The organism is Flavobacterium sp. KACC 22763 (assembly GCF_028736155.1).
Lineage (GTDB): Bacteria > Bacteroidota > Bacteroidia > Flavobacteriales > Flavobacteriaceae > Flavobacterium.
This window is the reverse complement of sequence record NZ_CP117879.1, coordinates 5,368,863-5,385,859: the sequence shown is the minus strand read 5'-3', so window position 1 is coordinate 5,385,859 and position 16,997 is coordinate 5,368,863. Positions and strand designations below refer to the sequence as shown.

Annotated in this window: 13 protein-coding genes and 2 tRNA genes; 1 reads left to right on the top strand and 14 read right to left on the bottom strand. The window is 32.7% G+C overall.

Annotated features, from left to right (window positions below):
* Positions 1-17: 17 nt before the first annotated feature.
* The 7 genes from PQ463_RS22775 to PQ463_RS22745 form a co-directional block, all read right to left on the bottom strand.
* Positions 18-98, bottom strand: a tRNA-Tyr gene (locus tag PQ463_RS22775).
* A gap of 44 nt (positions 99-142) precedes the next feature.
* Positions 143-216: transfer RNA gene (locus PQ463_RS22770), tRNA-Thr, on the bottom strand.
* A 90-nt stretch (positions 217-306) separates the two neighbouring features.
* Positions 307-609 (bottom strand): ribosome hibernation-promoting factor, HPF/YfiA family, encoded by a 303-nt coding sequence (gene hpf, locus PQ463_RS22765; RefSeq protein ID WP_008466930.1) that lies wholly within the window; start codon positions 607-609, stop codon positions 307-309.
* Positions 610-641: 32 nt separating this feature from the next.
* A complete protein-coding gene (locus PQ463_RS22760; protein WP_274255626.1) occupies positions 642-1,535 on the bottom strand; it encodes a tyrosine-type recombinase/integrase in 894 nt (297 codons plus the stop codon).
* Positions 1,536-1,624: 89 nt separating this feature from the next.
* Positions 1,625-1,819 (bottom strand): 30S ribosomal protein S21, encoded by a 195-nt coding sequence (rpsU, locus tag PQ463_RS22755; RefSeq protein ID WP_026730435.1) that lies wholly within the window; start codon positions 1,817-1,819, stop codon positions 1,625-1,627.
* A 220-nt stretch (positions 1,820-2,039) separates the two neighbouring features.
* A complete protein-coding gene (locus tag PQ463_RS22750; RefSeq protein ID WP_274255625.1) occupies positions 2,040-3,182 on the bottom strand; it encodes an acyl-CoA dehydrogenase family protein in 1,143 nt (380 codons plus the stop codon).
* Positions 3,183-3,195: 13 nt separating this feature from the next.
* Positions 3,196-4,083 (bottom strand): ComEA family DNA-binding protein, encoded by an 888-nt coding sequence (locus PQ463_RS22745; RefSeq protein WP_274255624.1) that lies wholly within the window; start codon positions 4,081-4,083, stop codon positions 3,196-3,198.
* A gap of 263 nt (positions 4,084-4,346) precedes the next feature.
* Here PQ463_RS22745 and PQ463_RS22740 point away from each other — a divergent pair, with 263 nt between their 5' ends.
* Complete coding sequence (locus PQ463_RS22740; protein WP_274255623.1) at positions 4,347-5,819, top strand: APC family permease; 1,473 nt, start codon at positions 4,347-4,349, stop codon at positions 5,817-5,819.
* 51 nt (positions 5,820-5,870) lie between these two features.
* Here the strand turns inward: PQ463_RS22740 and PQ463_RS22735 are convergent, their stop codons facing one another.
* The 7 genes from PQ463_RS22735 to PQ463_RS22705 form a co-directional block, all read right to left on the bottom strand.
* Positions 5,871-6,098 carry a PspC domain-containing protein gene (locus tag PQ463_RS22735; protein WP_111422650.1) on the bottom strand — a complete coding sequence of 76 codons (228 nt, stop codon included), beginning with the start codon at positions 6,096-6,098 and terminating at the stop codon, positions 5,871-5,873.
* Positions 6,099-6,171: 73 nt separating this feature from the next.
* Positions 6,172-7,443 carry a DUF2851 family protein gene (locus PQ463_RS22730; protein WP_274255622.1) on the bottom strand — a complete coding sequence of 424 codons (1,272 nt, stop codon included), beginning with the start codon at positions 7,441-7,443 and terminating at the stop codon, positions 6,172-6,174.
* A 78-nt stretch (positions 7,444-7,521) separates the two neighbouring features.
* Entirely contained in the window at positions 7,522-8,004 is a 483-nt protein-coding gene (locus PQ463_RS22725; protein ID WP_274255621.1) for a 3'-5' exonuclease, read from the bottom strand.
* Between the two features lie 78 nt (positions 8,005-8,082).
* Positions 8,083-9,444 carry a pyridoxal-phosphate dependent enzyme gene (locus PQ463_RS22720; RefSeq protein ID WP_274255619.1) on the bottom strand — a complete coding sequence of 454 codons (1,362 nt, stop codon included), beginning with the start codon at positions 9,442-9,444 and terminating at the stop codon, positions 8,083-8,085.
* A 47-nt stretch (positions 9,445-9,491) separates the two neighbouring features.
* A complete protein-coding gene (locus tag PQ463_RS22715; RefSeq protein ID WP_274255618.1) occupies positions 9,492-11,477 on the bottom strand; it encodes a putative porin in 1,986 nt (661 codons plus the stop codon).
* Positions 11,478-11,728: 251 nt separating this feature from the next.
* Entirely contained in the window at positions 11,729-13,243 is a 1,515-nt protein-coding gene (locus tag PQ463_RS22710) for a SusD/RagB family nutrient-binding outer membrane lipoprotein (protein ID WP_274255617.1), read from the bottom strand.
* A 3-nt stretch (positions 13,244-13,246) separates the two neighbouring features.
* Positions 13,247-16,534 carry a SusC/RagA family TonB-linked outer membrane protein gene (locus PQ463_RS22705; RefSeq protein WP_274255616.1) on the bottom strand — a complete coding sequence of 1,096 codons (3,288 nt, stop codon included), beginning with the start codon at positions 16,532-16,534 and terminating at the stop codon, positions 13,247-13,249.
* Positions 16,535-16,997: the final 463 nt, after the last annotated feature.

Sequence of the window (16,997 nt, the reverse complement as noted above, 5' to 3'; positions counted from 1 at the left end):
TTAACCTCTTTTTTTTGTGGGGAGAGCAGGATTCGAACCTGCGAAGTTCACACAGCAGATTTACAGTCTGCCCTCGTTGGCCGCTTGAGTATCTCCCCTTAATTTTAAAGAACTTATTTCAAATCGCATTTGAAATTTCCTGAGCCGATAGAGGGACTCGAACCCACGACCTGCTGATTACAAATCAGCTGCTCTAGCCAGCTGAGCTACATCGGCGAATACATTAAAAAAGTCCGCTATTTCTAACGGACTGCAAATGTAGCTATTTTATCTTTTAATCAAAACATTTTTTGAAAAAAATTTCAATTAAATGTGCGCTCTAATTTTTTCCTTCCTTTTTACAAGCAAACGTTCTAACGACTCTGCAGAAAGCTCAACCGCTTCTTCAAATGTTTTACATTGTTTTTTTACCAAAAAATCATCACCAGGAACATTAATCTTTATCTCCACCACCTTATTTTCTTTATCACTTGTTCTTTCCACTTTTAAAAAAACATCTGATGAAACCACACGATCGTAGTATTTCTCTAGCTTACCCATTCTTTCTTGGATAAAATCGACCAATTTTCTGTCGACAGTAAAATTAACTGCATGAACATCTACCTTCATAATAAAAATTTTAGGATTAACATTTAGAACCGCTATTTATTTCTCGGATGCGCACCCTTATATACTTTTTTAAGCTCCGCAAGACTATTATGAGTATAAACTTGTGTAGATGCCAAACTAGAATGCCCTAGCAATTCTTTAACTGAATTCAAATCTGCCCCATTATTTAAAAGATGTGTTGCAAAAGTATGGCGAAGCACATGCGGACTTTTTTTCACCTTTTCTGAGACCCTACTAAAGTATGAATTTATTAAACGATAAACAAAAGATTCGCTCAATTTTAACCCTTTTTTCGAAACAAAAAAATAGTCCGAATCAACCAAACTTTCCAAAGCCCCCCTTTCCTTTATATACAAATCAATTTGATCCGCAATAATTAGCAAAATCGGAATAATACGCTCCTTGTTTCTTTTTCCCAAAACTTTAATCATATTACCTGAACGATCAACATTTCTAATCATTAAATGGATCAATTCAGCACGACGCATTCCTGTAACATAAAACATCTCCACAATAAGCTTGTCCCGGATTTCCTCAAAACCAACAGGAGCCTCCATCACATCCAACAAATCTTTTAATTCTTTTTCCGAAAAAGGAACCTGAACCACTTTCGGAGTTTTCAAAGACTTATGCTTCAACATCGGATTAAGTTCAATCTGCTTTGACTTTAAAAGAAACCTATAAAAAGCTTTCAAAGAAGCCATCTTTCTATTAATCGAAACATTTGAAATATCCTGATCCACCAAAAAAACAATCCAACTTCTTACTTGACTATAATTCACCAAATCAATACTTTCTTGATCAAAAGACTCCTTCACAAAAGACTCAAAAGCCGTTATATCATTCAAGTAAGCACCAACAGTATGCGAAGAGTATTTTTTTTCCAACAAAAGATAATCCGAAAAAGCTTCTTTATTCGTTTTCATAAAATCTAAAAATTAGGCATAAAAAAACCGTTAGCATCAAAATTAAAACATTTTGACCACTAACGGTAATTATTTTCTAAAAGCTGATATTAACTTTCTAAACTATCTTTCAAGCCTTGAATGTAAGCCGCTTTTTGGATCTGAGCTCTTTTGATAACAGAAGGCTTAATAAAAGCAGTACGTGCTCTTAATTGACGAACAGTTCCTGTTTTATCAAATTTTCTTTTATAGCGCTTTAATGCTCTATCGATATTTTCTCCGTCTTTAATTGGTATAATTAACATAATATAGACACCTCCTCTCGTTAAGGCTGCAAATGTATATATTAATTATGAATTATGAGTTATAAATTATGAATTATTTTTTCAAAAAGAGAAAAGAGCATAGAACATAGAGAATAGACCCTATATTCTTTATTCTTTATTCTTTATTCTTTATTCTTTATTCTTTATTCTTTATTCTTTATTCTTTATTCTTTATTCTTTATTCTTTATTCTTTATTCTTTATTCTTTAAGCAAATTTCTAGAAATAACAAGTTTTTGAATTTCGGTTGTTCCTTCTCCTATAGTACACAATTTAGAATCTCTATAGAATTTTTCTACCGGAAAGTCTTTGGTATAACCATAACCACCGTGAATTTGAACCGCATCATTTGCAATTTTCACGCATGCCTCAGAGGCATACATTTTTGCCATTGCGCCTGATGTTGTTACAGGCTTATGCTGTTGTTTTAAGAATGCAGCTTTATGAAGTAACAATTCTGAAGCTTCGATTTCTGTTGCCATATCAGCCAACTTAAAAGAGATGCCTTGGAAATTACTAATAGGCTGACCAAACTGATGTCTTTCTTTTGAATACTTCAATGCCGCTTCATAAGCTCCTTTTGCAATTCCTAAAGATAGAGCTCCGATAGAGATTCTTCCTCCGTCAAGAATTTTCATAGCCTGAACAAAACCTTCACCAACTTCTCCTAATCTATTTGCATCAGGAACACGACAGCCATCAAAAACCAATTCGGCTGTTTCGCTTGCCCTCATTCCTAATTTATTTTCTTTTTTACCAGATGAAAAACCTTTCATGCCTTTTTCAAACACAAAAGCCGTCATTCCTTTAGAATCGCCTTTTTCTCCTGTACGAACAATCACAACGGCAACATCTCCAGATATACCGTGCGTAATAAAGTTTTTCGCGCCATTTACAATCCAATGGTCACCATCCTTTACTGCAGTTGTATTCATTCCGCCAGCATCAGAACCTGTATTATGCTCTGTTAATCCCCATGCACCTATATATTCTGCTGTAGCTAATTTTGGCAGCCATTTTTTCTTTTGCTCTTCATTTCCAAAAGTCAAGATATGATTTGTACATAAAGAATTGTGTGCTGCGACTGACAATCCAATTGAAGGATCTACTTTTGAGATTTCCTCAATTACCGTAATATACTCATGATAACCTAAACCTGACCCTCCGTATTCTTCTGGAACCAAAACTCCCATGAAGCCCATTTCGCCAAGTTGCTTAAATAATTGTATTGGGAAAATTTGAGCCTCATCCCACTCCATTATATAAGGTCTAATATTTTTTTCTGCAAAGTCTTTTATAGACTGCGCAATCATTAATTGTGTTTCGTTGTAATCAAAGTTCATGAGTTAGTTTCTTTTAGAACTCCAAATATAAACTAATTATTTTTGCTTTTTCAACAGGAAAATCTTTAATTTTTGCTAAATCCTCAATATTATTAAAATTTCCGTTCATACTTCTGTACGTTACAATTTGTTTTGCGAGTCCATACTTAAAGTACGGAAATTGAGATAATTCTTTTAATGACGCCTCGTTTACATTTATTTTCTTCAATGTTGAAGGAATCACAACCTTAAAATGGCTATTCAATTCATTTATAACTTCTGGAGAAAGCCCCCAAATATCTTTCATTTGCTCCATTGACACAAAAGAGCCTAAGATTTCTTTCTGGTTTAATATTCTAGCTGAAAGTCCTTCTCCTATTCCGTAGATTTTCATTAAATCTTCTTTAGTAGCTTGATTGATATCTAATATTTCAATCCTTTCTTTTTTTGGAAAACTTTTTATACTAAAATCTTTTTTCTCAATGCTATAATTATTTTTATTCTGTTTCCAATCTGGAAATTTAAATAAAGGAGAAATTACATTTAATAGAGAATCTGAAACTCCCGTAACTTTTTGAAATTCCTCTGCTGAGTTCACATATTTATTCTCTTTTCTAAATGCCACTAAACGATCAATTTCTTCAACCGACATTCCTAATTTATATCCTTTATAATCAGAAATAAAATTAGGATTGAAAGGATAATTAATTGGCTTTGCGTTTTTATTGGCCAATTTCTCTTGATCAATTTCTGACTGAAGCGCAAGCCACTCTTCTTTTTCAGAGCTTTTAGCTTCTGAAATATTAAAATCAGATAAAAAATAAAACAACTGTAACCCTATCATTATGATGAAAAGCATAAAAATGCCTATTCGCTGCTGTTTTGTAAAATAGAAATACTTATTAAAAGACTTAAAATTCATGATTAAAATTACTTCTGAAAAACAAATTAAGAAAAATCTTTCAAATTTATTAAGAAAATTAGTAAGAAAAGTAACTTTTAAAAAATTATCGAATCTCTTATAAAATGCCAATTAATTTAATGAATGTCAATACTTAGAGAATCTTTCTTACGAGTACTGTAAAAAAATCAAAGATTTTATAACTTAAAACATGATAATTGTTTTTATTTTTTACAAAAAACAATACATTTGGCACTTAATAACAAATAAACCAATAAAATTATATGTCAATTTGGAGAGTTAAACCTATATCAGCCTTTGAGGCCGATATGAAAAAGAGTGATTTAAAGAGAGTCCTAGGTAAATGGAGTCTTACTGCGATTGGTGTTGGTGCCATTATCGGCGGTGGAATTTTTGTACTTACAGGTACTGGGGCTTATTATCATGCAGGTCCAGCATTAGCAATTTCGTTTATCATCGCAGGTATTGCTTGTGTTTTTGCGGCTCTTTGCTATTCTGAATTTGCTTCTATTTTACCTGTTGAAGGGTCTGCTTATGCATACGCTTACGGTACAATTGGAGAAGTTTTTGCCTGGATTATTGGATGGGGATTAATTCTCGAATATGCAATGGGATCTATGACTGTAGCAGTTTCGTGGTCCGGTTACTTCAACAAACTATTGAAATTATTTCATATAAAACTTCCTGATTGGCTTACAACAGATCCTGCAAGTTATACTGGAGAAGGTTTCTCTATGAATCTTCCTGCTTTCTTGATCGTTCTTTTAGTTATTTCATTGCTTATCAAAGGAACAAAAAGCGCTGCTAAAGCAAATAACGCAATTGTTATTCTTAAAGTATCTGCTGTAATCTTTGTAATTATTGCTGGTCTTTTCTTTATTAATACAGCAAACTGGAGTCCGTTTATTCCTGAAGCAACTCAGATTATTGAGAAAGAAACTACTCACAATGCTTACGGAATTGGAGGTATTATCTCTGGAGCCGCAGCTATTTTCTTTGCTTATGTTGGTTTTGATGCCGTTTCTACACAAGCTGGAGAAGCTATTAATCCTAAAAAAGACGTTCCGTTTGCAATTATCGCTTCTTTATTAATTTGTACTACTCTATATATTCTTGTTTCTTTAGTATTAACAGGAATGATGAACTACCAAGATTTTAACCCACTAGGAAAATACCCTGAAGCTATTAAAGCTCCTGTTGCTTATGCATTTGATATTGCTGGACAAGGATGGGCTGGTTTCATTATTACAGTTGCTGCTACAATTGGTCTAGTTTCTGTATTAATGGTAATGATTATGGGACAATCTCGAATTTTCCTTGGAATGTCTAAAGATGGTTTAATTCCTTCTGTTTTCTCTAAAGTAAACCCAATTTCTGGAACTCCAAAAACAAACTTAATGATTCTTGGAATTATTATCGCAACTGTTGCTGCTTTTACACCAATCAACAAATTGGCTGACATGACAAGTTTCGGTACTTTGTTTGCCTTTACAATGGTTTGTATCGCTGTTTGGATTTTAAGAGTAAAACAACCAGGATTAACCAGAACATTTAAAGTTCCTGCTTTACCAGTTATAGCGGTATTAGGAATTGCAATCAATTCTTATTTAATTTTTAATTTAAGTAAAGATGCACAGTTATTATCTTTCGGATGGCTTATTCTTGGTATCATTGTATACTTTGGATATAGCAAGAAAAGATCTAGACTTAATAATACAGATGCGGATGTTGAATAATTTTCAATTCTAGTCATAAAAAAAGCTCCAAATTAAAATTTGGAGCTTTTTTTATAAATCAAATACTGATGTTCTTTTTGAACGAATCAGATCTTTCAATCTAATCCAGAAAGCAAGGGTTAAATACATCCCAAATCCTAGACCTGCTGTAACAAAAGAAATATAGATAAAAAACAATCGAACGCTTGTTACGCGCATTCCGAGTTTATCTGCTAGTCTTGAAGAAACATGGAAACCATATTTTTCAAAAAAGAACTTAAGTTTTAAAATTGCTGACATCCCTATATTTTAGATTTAAGACTTGAGAGTTTTTAGATTCCTGACTGCTCAGGATTACAAAAGTACAAATTATCTAATTATTTTTAAGCAATTCCAAACCAAGAGCACATTGTAAACATGCTTTACGTTCGCAATATTCATTTTTGAGCTCTAGCAATGACTGACTTTCAAATGCGGATTGAGACTTTATTCCGAATGAATTAAACTTATCAATGATGGTATTTTTCTCAGAAGCAACTTCATTTATAAAATCAATTAAATCTTCAGCTATTGATTCACCTCTAATATTAGAATAAGCAAATTGAAGCGGAATTATAGTATTGATAATCACTAAATCTATGAATGATTTAGAAAGTATTTTAGATTTCTTCGGACTTTCTTTGTCAAATTGATAGTGATTTTGCCAATACAAACTTGCTGAAATATCCAGCAAACGGTATACTTCGTTAACAGATTTTAAATCAATTATTTTTGAAAATAGGTTTTGATGTTTATGATATAAAGATGCTAATTGAGAAAGTCTGATTGTAGGGAAATTATCTGGACGAAGTTTAAAAAATTGAAGAGGATCTACATAAGTTTTTTCTATTTGATATTTATGCAATAAATAGAAGTAGCGAAACTTCAAATCTTTATAATAAACATCCTCTTTCTCTGTTTCTAACAAACCTGAAGTTCCAAAAAGTAATGCCTCTAAATTTTCGACTTCAAAACTTTCTTTTCTAATCACTGAAAATGGAATTGCCTTCGATATCTGCAAAAAGGAATTTCCATTGGTATTTAAGCCAAAATTCTTCGCTAGAAGGCAAAATAAGACCGCTTCCCAGTCTTGATTGGTTTCTTCCAATAATTGATAAATAAACTTGGATTTTCGCTCTAAACGCTCAAAAAACAGTCTTTCTTGCCAGTTCTTAAATATAAACTTGTCAATTTCCTTTAATTGTCTTTCGCAAGAAATCCATGTTTTTGGAGAAACTAATGCATTATAATTGTCAATAGTTTCTTTAGAGACATAATCTTTAAGCACCAGAACAGATATTTCTGTATTGTTTTCTCTAAAAATGGCCGTATCATTTTCCCAAACGACGTGAAGAATCACATTTTTATAAGCAGCATCCTTTTCATGATTGTGCAAATACCAGTCTGAGGATTTTAAATGAATCTCTACATTACCAGCCCATTTTTGGTTTCCAATTTCAATATGGGCGTTAAAAAAATCAGGACCAGCAAGTTCTAAATAATCGCCAGTTTTGATAATGGTAATTGGTTCGTTTTGAACAGATTTTAAATTCAAGCTATCAAACTTCTTGAATTTCCAGAGATAATGAAGGAAGTCTTCTTTCATTTTAGATTTTAATAGTATAATTACAAAATCTAAAAGTAAATAAATTTAATATTATTCTTACAAATTATTAAAATTATTTTAGCGAAGCATATATAATTTAGCGCAAGCTCTTGCATCTGACAATGCTTCATGGTGATTGAGCTGAATATCCATTTCGCGACAGCAATCACTTAATTTAGTTGGTTTTATACCTTTTGCTTTATAAATCTTTACTGTACATTCCCATTTTGTGGCGATATTCAAATCATCATAATTTAAGCCATGAAACAACATACTTTTCATTAAAACATTACGGTCAAAGCTTTCATTGTGCGCTACAACAACTCTATTTTTTAGCCTCTTTTCAATCTCAGGATATATCTGAAAGAACGATTTTGCATTGACAGTATCTCTTGGATAAATTCCGTGAACACGAATCGTAAACGGATTGTACTCATTATTTGGTGGCTTAATTAAAGAAACATATTCGTCTACGATAATTCCGTTTTCGACAGTAACAATTCCCACCGAACATGGATGATACCCTGTCGCAGTTTCAAAATCAATGGCTGTAAAATTCATTTTATAATTTTAAAAGACAAATCCATAAACCTTATCGTAAAACAATTAGGCTTATGGATTATTATTATTTGTAAAGGTTTATTTTATTGAACCGATAATATCATATTTAGTAATAATGTGATGGTGTCCGTTTCCTAAATCAACCAAAACAGCATCGTTTTCTTTGCTGAAAAGTTTTGAAACTTCTTCAATTGGTGTTCCTAATTTTACAATCGGGAAAGGTTTCCCCATCACCTCTTTAATCGGTTTTTCGGCAACATTTTTATCAGCAACATAACTTCTAAATAAATCTGTTTCGTCTACAGAACCCACAAAACCATTGATATCCACAACCGGAATCTGCGAAATTTTGTATTTACGCATACGCTCAATTGCGTGCGAAACCAATTCTTCTGTGCGCACCACAATTAGTTCTTTATCGATATGATCTTTTATAACGTCTTCTGCTTTTGTTACGTTTTCTTCTAGGAATCCGCGTTCGCGCATCCAATCATCATTGAACATTTTACCTACATAACGACTTCCAGAATCGTGAAATAATACCACAACAACATCATCTGGCTTAAAATGCTCTTTTAGCTGTAACAAACCTTTTATACAAGCTCCTGCAGAGTTTCCAACAAAAATACCTTCTTCAAGAGCAATCTTTCTAGTATAAACTGCAGCATCTTTGTCAGTTACTTTTGTAAAACCATCAATTAAAGAAAAATCCACATTCTTAGGCAAGATATCTTCTCCGATACCTTCTGTTATGTACGAGTAGATTTCATTTTCGTCAAAGATTCCTGTTTCATGGTATTTTTTAAAAACTGAACCATAAGTATCAATTCCCCAAATTTTGATATTTGGGTTTTGTTCTTTCAAGTATTTTCCAACTCCAGAAATAGTTCCTCCTGTTCCTACTCCTACAACAAAATGCGTAATTTTTCCCTCAGTCTGTTTCCAGATTTCTGGTCCAGTTTGCTCATAATGTGCCAAAGAATTTGACATGTTATCATACTGATTTACATACCAAGAATTTGGTGTTTCTTCTGCCAGACGTTTTGAAACTGAATAATAAGAACGTGGATCTGTAGGTTCAACATCTGTAGGACAAACAACAACTTTTGCTCCAACAGCACGAAGAATATCCATTTTTTCTTTAGACTGTTTGTCTGAGATCACACAAATCAATTTGTATCCTTTTACGATTGCCACAAGTGCGAGTCCCATTCCTGTGTTTCCAGAAGTTCCTTCAATAATAGTTCCCCCAGGTTTTAGTCGGCCATCTGCCTCTGCATCTTCAATCATTTTTACAGCCATTCTATCTTTTACAGAATTACCAGGATTAAAGGTTTCGACTTTTGCCAATACTAACGCATCAATTTCAGCAACAATTTTGTTGAGTTTTACCAATGGTGTATTACCAATTGTTTCTAAAATGTTATTTGAAAAGTCCATTTTTCTTTAAGTTTATTAAGTGGTTCTAAATAAAAAACAAGCCAGTTTTATTTGAAGAAATTCCAAACCAGACCAAAGCGTAACACAAAATCACGATACGGATTATGAGGCGCTGCATAATAGTTGCTTTGTGAAAATAAAGCATTAAAATGTTCCGCTTTTAAATAAAAACGAGTCTGGCGTATTCTGGCATTTACAAAGAAATCGAATGTTGCAAAACCACCGATTTTTTTATCCTGCTGCACAAAAAATTCTGCAATAACAGGGTTATAATCATCTCCATAATATTTCGTCATATAATTAAACACAAGCCCTGTCTGCATAAACAATGCTTTTTTGAAGAAATGATTTGAATAATAAAATGTATTTCTAGTTACAAAATCAGGTACATTTAAAATTAAATCTGACTGATCTACTTTCTGATATAAAAGTGTATTATCTAGAGCAAAAGGCCCAAATTTAAACTCTCGGCTTGCTTTTATTTCTAAATAATTAATTGCATTTCCGTACTGCATTGGCTTAACAATCTGCTCGCTTGCAGCTTTTTCTGCATCTGTTGCCATATCCGTAAAATACAAATGATCTTTTAGCACTGTATATTGAACTTGTCCTGTCAACCAAGGAGTTGTAATCTCTGCACTTAACGAATTAATTTTTTCGTTTTTAAAATCATTTGACCAATTGTATGAAATCCAACTACTTTGGTACAAATTATAATTATTGTTTGGCAATTTATTGATGTTGCGATATCTGAAATCAAATTTGATTTTTTCGTTCATATCGTATCGCAGCTTAGCATCTAAGTCTGAAAGCGATTCGTTGGTAATTGATCTTGAATATAAAAATCGACCATTCCACTTATTTTTCTGATATTCATACTGAGCTCCGAAATTATTAAACTGCAAAAACAAATTGTCAGGAACTGCATTTCCAGCGGCATCTATAATAACTCTGTTATACTTATAATTGGATCTGTAATCATCTACAAAAAATATAAATTTACCTAAAAGCGAATTTTCATAAGCTGCTCCAACTTTATTATAAAGCCTTTCATATTTTGTCTGATCATTAATAGTATTTGCTACATACGACTCTCCAAATCGCAGTATGCGTGTGGTCGATCCGTCGTTTGCTGTTATCGTAGAGATTACTGTTGGCTGTTTATATTCATAATCTTTATATTCATAGTTAAACTGATGTGTTATATACAAATTGTTGCTTCCATCAGTTGGGTTAACTCTAAAAGCATGATCAAAAAATAACCTTCTTCCTTTTAAGAAGGATTCTGCATCAGTCAAATAGACCTGCAATCTTTGTCTGTTTTTATAATCTTTATTATCACTTTCAAAATCAGCATCATTTGTAATACCGCCATTTTCCTCATTCATTATATCCTGATTCGTAAAATGTGCATTTATTGCATATCTTTTGTCAGTTGTAGCATAGCTGGTAGTAATTCTTAAATTTCCAGCACTAACCAATTGATTATTATAATCTCCCTCAGATCTCAAACCTTTATAGGCAATAGAGAAATTTAGATTTTTGGAAACGTTTAATGTTATAAAAGAATCTACATTCTGTCCTTTTTTTATAGTTGTATTAAAAAACAACTCTGTAAAAGGTGTTGCAACAGAATAATATCTAATCTGATCTGCCTGCATATAAAGTGAATGTTTTCCGTTAAAACCAATTTCAGGATAAGGAGAAAAACTAGTCAAACTATATTGCAATGTATTTAATGGTTGACCAATATTTGACAACTCCTGAAGTCCGAAAAGATCTTTTCTAAGATGATTCTGTCTGTAAGCGCTTTTAATAGTTAGCGAAGTATCTGCATAAATAGTATCGTGTTCTAAAGTCACAATTTTATACTGATCTATCGTCGCTATTTTTTCTTTTTTCTTTTTTACGGTATCCGTTATGCTTGAATATTCCGTATTCATACCTAAATTATTTTTAGAAGCGGTTTTCTTTTCTTGCGAAAACAATAATGTTGGAACAACTAATAGATATAGAAAAATGAATATTCTCATTTGATGGCTTTGTATAATATTATTTCGAAAAAATTTAGTGAAGCAAAGGTAAAAGATAAAAACATATAAATAAAAAAACATATATATAATATGACACTAGAATCGCTTGGGTCTTTTGGAAACGAAAACCCCGTATACAAAAGTATACGGGGCTCTCAAAAAAAATCAAAATATTTATTTTTCTTATTCCCAAATTGGGTATAATTTACTTTGAATCATCAACTTAATTGATGTAGATTATACTCTAAAGATTAGAATTTATCCCAGAATAATTTAGTGTTTAATAAATCTCCACCAATATCAGCAGAAGCTTTAGTGTAATTTGCTTTATTAATACTTGCTTCTACACCTGGATAAGTATATCTAACAGGTACAGTAAAAATAAGCTTGTTTATAGCAGCTTGAGGCGCTTTTAACACTGGGAAATCCAATCTTCTGTAAGATGTCCATGCTTCGTATCCTCTGTTATAAAGAGCAAACCATGCTTGATTACCAATTTTCTCTTTATATGTTGCTCCACTTAACGGATTGTTATAATCCACTTTTGGGCTCGCAATATAAGCATCAATAGCAGCAGTATTAGTTACTCCCCAGTCTGCCATAGAAGCTCTAATACCTGCTTCGTAGTATACTTTTGCTTGAGCAGAACCACCTGGAATTAAGCTTTTCTCAGCAGCTTCTGCTAATAAGAAATTCAACTCAGCGAAATCAAAGATAGTTCCAGGGAAAGCTGGATTATTTAATGTAGATGATATTTGTGAATAAGATGTATAAACATTTCCTGCACCATAAGTTCCTCCTACAAATGTTCTTCCTGCAGGAATAACTGGAGCTGGAGAAGTTAGGTTAGTAAAATATTTAGGCATCCTTGGGTCACCACCAGGAACAATAGCGTCCATAGCAGAAACAAAAGGCTCAGCAGGAATAAAATCAAATCTCTGACTTGTTACTAAATCAGCATACAATGGGTTTTGATTTCCTGATGTAGTCAAATAAGTCAATTTTGTATTATCATTGTTATTAGCCAAAGCACCAGAAGCAAGAGCTGCCTGAACTTGAGTAGTTGCATACGCTGGATCAATATCAGACATATTAACTGCCATTCTAATTATTAATGAGTTAGCAAATTTTGCCCATTTTGCATTACTTGCAGCATTACCTGAATAGATAATATCTGCAGCACCGAAGTTAGCTACTGTACTATTCGCTTTCAAAACAGCAACATCTGCAGTTAATCTTTTAATAAGATCCTGATAGATAGTTTTTGCATCATCATAAGCTGGCAAAGGATATTTCTGAATATCAATTGCTTGTGTATAAGGAACGTTTCCAAAAGTATCTACCAATACACTATAAGCATAAGCTTCTAAAACATCTATAAGCGCTAGTTTATTTTGTTTAATTGCTTCGTCTGCTGGAGTTGCTGGAGTTGTTGCAGCAATCATAACTCTTGAATCATGAAAATCAGCTAGAACGTCTCTGTACAAAACCAAAAAGTGTGTATCAGGAATTTTTCTGTTTGTAATGTTATACTGGCTTTCATCAGGATAAGTTGTCTCCGTCCATTGTTGTGCAAATAATCTAAAAACGTTATTATTCACACTAGTACTAACCATTTGATCGACTAATTTTTTCTCTGCATTTGTAAACAAATATTCCGCTTTGGTGGTTGTTGGTCTTTTCGGATCAACATTCATATCTGTAATGTCCTGGCTGCACGAAACCATCATACCAACCACAGACATTAATAAAAGTACTTTTTTCATGATTTAAAATTTTAATGTTAGGTTACAACCAATGTTTCTTGTTGTCGGAAGTGAACCTCCTGAATAACCTGATGATAAGTTACCTGAACTTAGACCACTTTCTGGATCTGCATCTGGAAGATTTTTGCTGATGATCCATAAGTTAGAACCTACTAAAGAAAGACGTAAATCATTCAAACCTGCTTTAGCAATAAATTGTTTAGGGAAACTATAAGTGATATTTACCTCTCTTAATTTCACATAACTTGCATCGTAAACAAATGCTTTTTGTGGATTATTATTGTAACCATAGATACTTCCTGCTACTTCAGGACTTGGTGTTCTTGTAGTATTAGGAGTACCATCTTCATTAACTCCTGGTAAAATAACACCTCCACCATTAGCCAATGTATTTCTTACAGGGTTTCCAAGCTCGTTGTTTCCTGCTGTAGAAGTGTACAAACCAGAACTTTGTCCATAATATTGATCAAGAGAGAAAATATCTCCTCCTTTTTGAACATCAATTAAGAAACCTAGAGAAACTTGTTTATAAGTAAATTTGTTACGGAAGCCACCAATCCAATCTGGAGTAATATTACCAATTACATTATTAGTAGTGGCAGTTTGCAAATACACTCCATTTTTAGTTACTCTTTGCCCATCTGCACTGTAGATATAATCTTTTCCAAGAATATCTCCATAAGCATGTCCTTTTGTACCAACGATACTAACACCTCCTTGGAATGTACCAACTGTTAAAACATCTACACCTGGAGCTAAAGCTACGACCGTATTCTCATTTTTAGACCAGTTTACACCTAAATCCCACTGAAAATCTTTTGTTTTAACAGGAACCGCATTGAATATCAACTCAATACCTTTATTCTCTACTGACCCCGCGTTTATATATCTTGCAGAGTTACCAGTTGCAGTAGAATAATCTACTGGGAAAATTTGGTCTTCACTTAAACTTTTATAAACACTTACTTCAAAACCTACTCTTCTATCAAGGAATTGCATCTCTAAACCAAGTTCTTTAGATGTAGTTTTTACAGGGTGCAAATCTGGGTTATTAGCCGTGTTTGGTCTTGAATAAAGTTGGTTTGAACCAAATGGATTAAACTTAGTAAATACATCTTGCAATGCATAAAGATCAATACTTCCTTGTGGATTCTCAGCATAACTCGCTCTTAATTTACCAAAAGTTAACCATGGGGCATTAATATGTTTTGTAAAAACATAACTTGCAGAAGCAGAGTATGTATTAACATCATTGTCATCAAATGGCAACATCGAGAATGCATCATTACGTACAGTTCCTTCTACATAAAGGAAATCTCTAAATCCTACAGAAGCAGATGCATAAATACTGTTTACTGCTGAATTATCTTCAACCTCAACCGGGAATGGAGAAGGATTTACTGAATTTGATAAAGCATAGATTCCTGGAATAATTAATCCTCCATCTGTAGAAGCTAATGTAGATGTACGTCTAGTTCTTAAAGCATTGTATCCAACTAAACCTGTCAATGAAAAATCTTCAGTAAGTTTTTTATTGAAGTTTAATGTAAACTGGTAGTTTTGCTCAGAAAACATACCTGTATATTTTTGGTATCCTGAACCAACAGCTAAACGATTAATTCCAAATGTTCCAGCCAAAGATCCTACTGCTTTTCTCTCCTCACGTAACTCTGAATAAGAATCTGTACTTACTTTTCCTGTAGCGTTTAACCAATCTGTAATTTTATAATCTAACTGACCGTAACCGATAAAACGATTTCTTTCGTCTGTTTGGTAGTTTTTATATCTTGTAAAATATGGGTTATCCCAATATTTAGGATTTGTATTTCCATTAGCAGGATCTGCCATGTTCCATGAGATATTCTGTCCTCCTGAATTATTAAAAGCTTCTTTCTGAGATTGAATATCTACGTTAGTTCCCCACCATTGACGGAATAAACCTGCAACGTTATCACCACCGTAACCAGTAGTATTTCTACCCATTGTAGTTTGTGCTAAATAATTTGCAAAAACACTTACAGATAATTTATCAGTTAATTTGTGGTTGAATTTAATACTTGCATTATTTTTCTTCAATTCACTATTTGGCAAAATACCAGTCTCTTTATAATTGTTGTAATTGATAACAAAATTGTTTTTGTCTGTACCACCTTCAAAAGAGATTGAGTTATTGAATGTTTGAGCTGTTTGAAAAAACGTAATTGGACCGTTTTTAGCCGCTACCCATGGAGATTTTTGTCCAAATTTTGAAGAATATGGAGAATAAGACTCCCATGTATAAACAGAAAGATTTGGATCAAACGCAACACCGTAAGAAGCATCATCTGTAGTACTTACCACTTGGTTACCATTTTTATCTATAACAAAAAATGCACCTGTTGGCCCAACTGGAGTCCCTTTTGGATTACCATTGGCATCATAAGTTGGTCCATAACCTTGTCCGTATTTGTTTTGGTAAACAGGGAAAGTTTTTTTATCAACAGAACCAACACCAAACTCACTCGATATAGTAACTCCCATACCTTTTTGAGCTTTTCCTTTTTTTGTAGTAATCATAATTACACCATTACCAGCTTGAAACCCGTATAAAGCAGATGCCGCAGCTCCTTTCAATATATTTAATGATTCAATATCATCAGAATTAATATCCATACCAGCATTACCATAATCGTAAGTATTACGAGCTCCAGTTGTTTGTGAACCCTGGCTCGAGTTTACGTTGCTATTATTAATAGGCATACCATCAATAACAATAAGCATTTGGTTATTTCCAGTAAGGTTTTTAACACCTCTTGAAACTACGTTTGTAGATCCTCCAAAGTTTGTATTTTTTCTAATATATACCCCAGCAGATTTCCCAGAAAGATCGTTAAGGAAGTTTGCACTTGCAGTCCCTCCTGCTAAATCTTCTCCTTTTATTTCCTGAGTAGCATATCCAAGTGCTTTTTTCTCTCTCTTAATACCTAGAGCAGTAACAACAACACTTTCTAATTCTGTAGTATTACTAGTTAATTTTACATTTAATACTGTAGAACTAGCTGCAACCTCTTGCGTTTTCATTCCAATATAAGTAAATATCAAGACTTCGCTTGACGATGCTTTGATAGAAAATTTTCCATCAAAATCTGTTTGCGTTCCGCTTTTAGTTCCTTTAACTAATACACTCACACCTGGAAGAGGCATTCCTGCATTATCGGAAACTATACCCGAAACAGTTCTTTCTTGCGCAAAGGTTAGTTGCGTAATCAGCGCCACCAGAAGCACTAAGAATCCATTTAACTTTAGTTTCATTTTTAAAAATTTTGAATTAGTATCCGACAAACATCATAATATTTTCTTAAAACAACAATGCAGTAAACTGATACTATATAACTTTTTTTTAATATTATTTTAACACATGTTTATTTTGAAATATTTAATTAACGCAAAACTAACACTATACATAATTTTATACATAAAATACTGTAATTTTGTTAATCGATATATTAACATTTATTTAACATTTAAAGCAAGAATTACCTCAAAAAAAAGAGAAAAAAAAGCAAAACGTGCCTAGGCATTATCTTACATATTAACCAAATAAATAAAACATTCTGCATTGAAAATGTTTCATTTGACAAATTTTCTATTCAAATTTCATTATCAAATTGTAACAAATTGTAAATCAAGTCTTATAAAACTGAATTTTCGCCTTTTTAAATCAATTTTACAAAATCAACAATTAAACATTTTGCAAAAAAAATCATAAAATTCA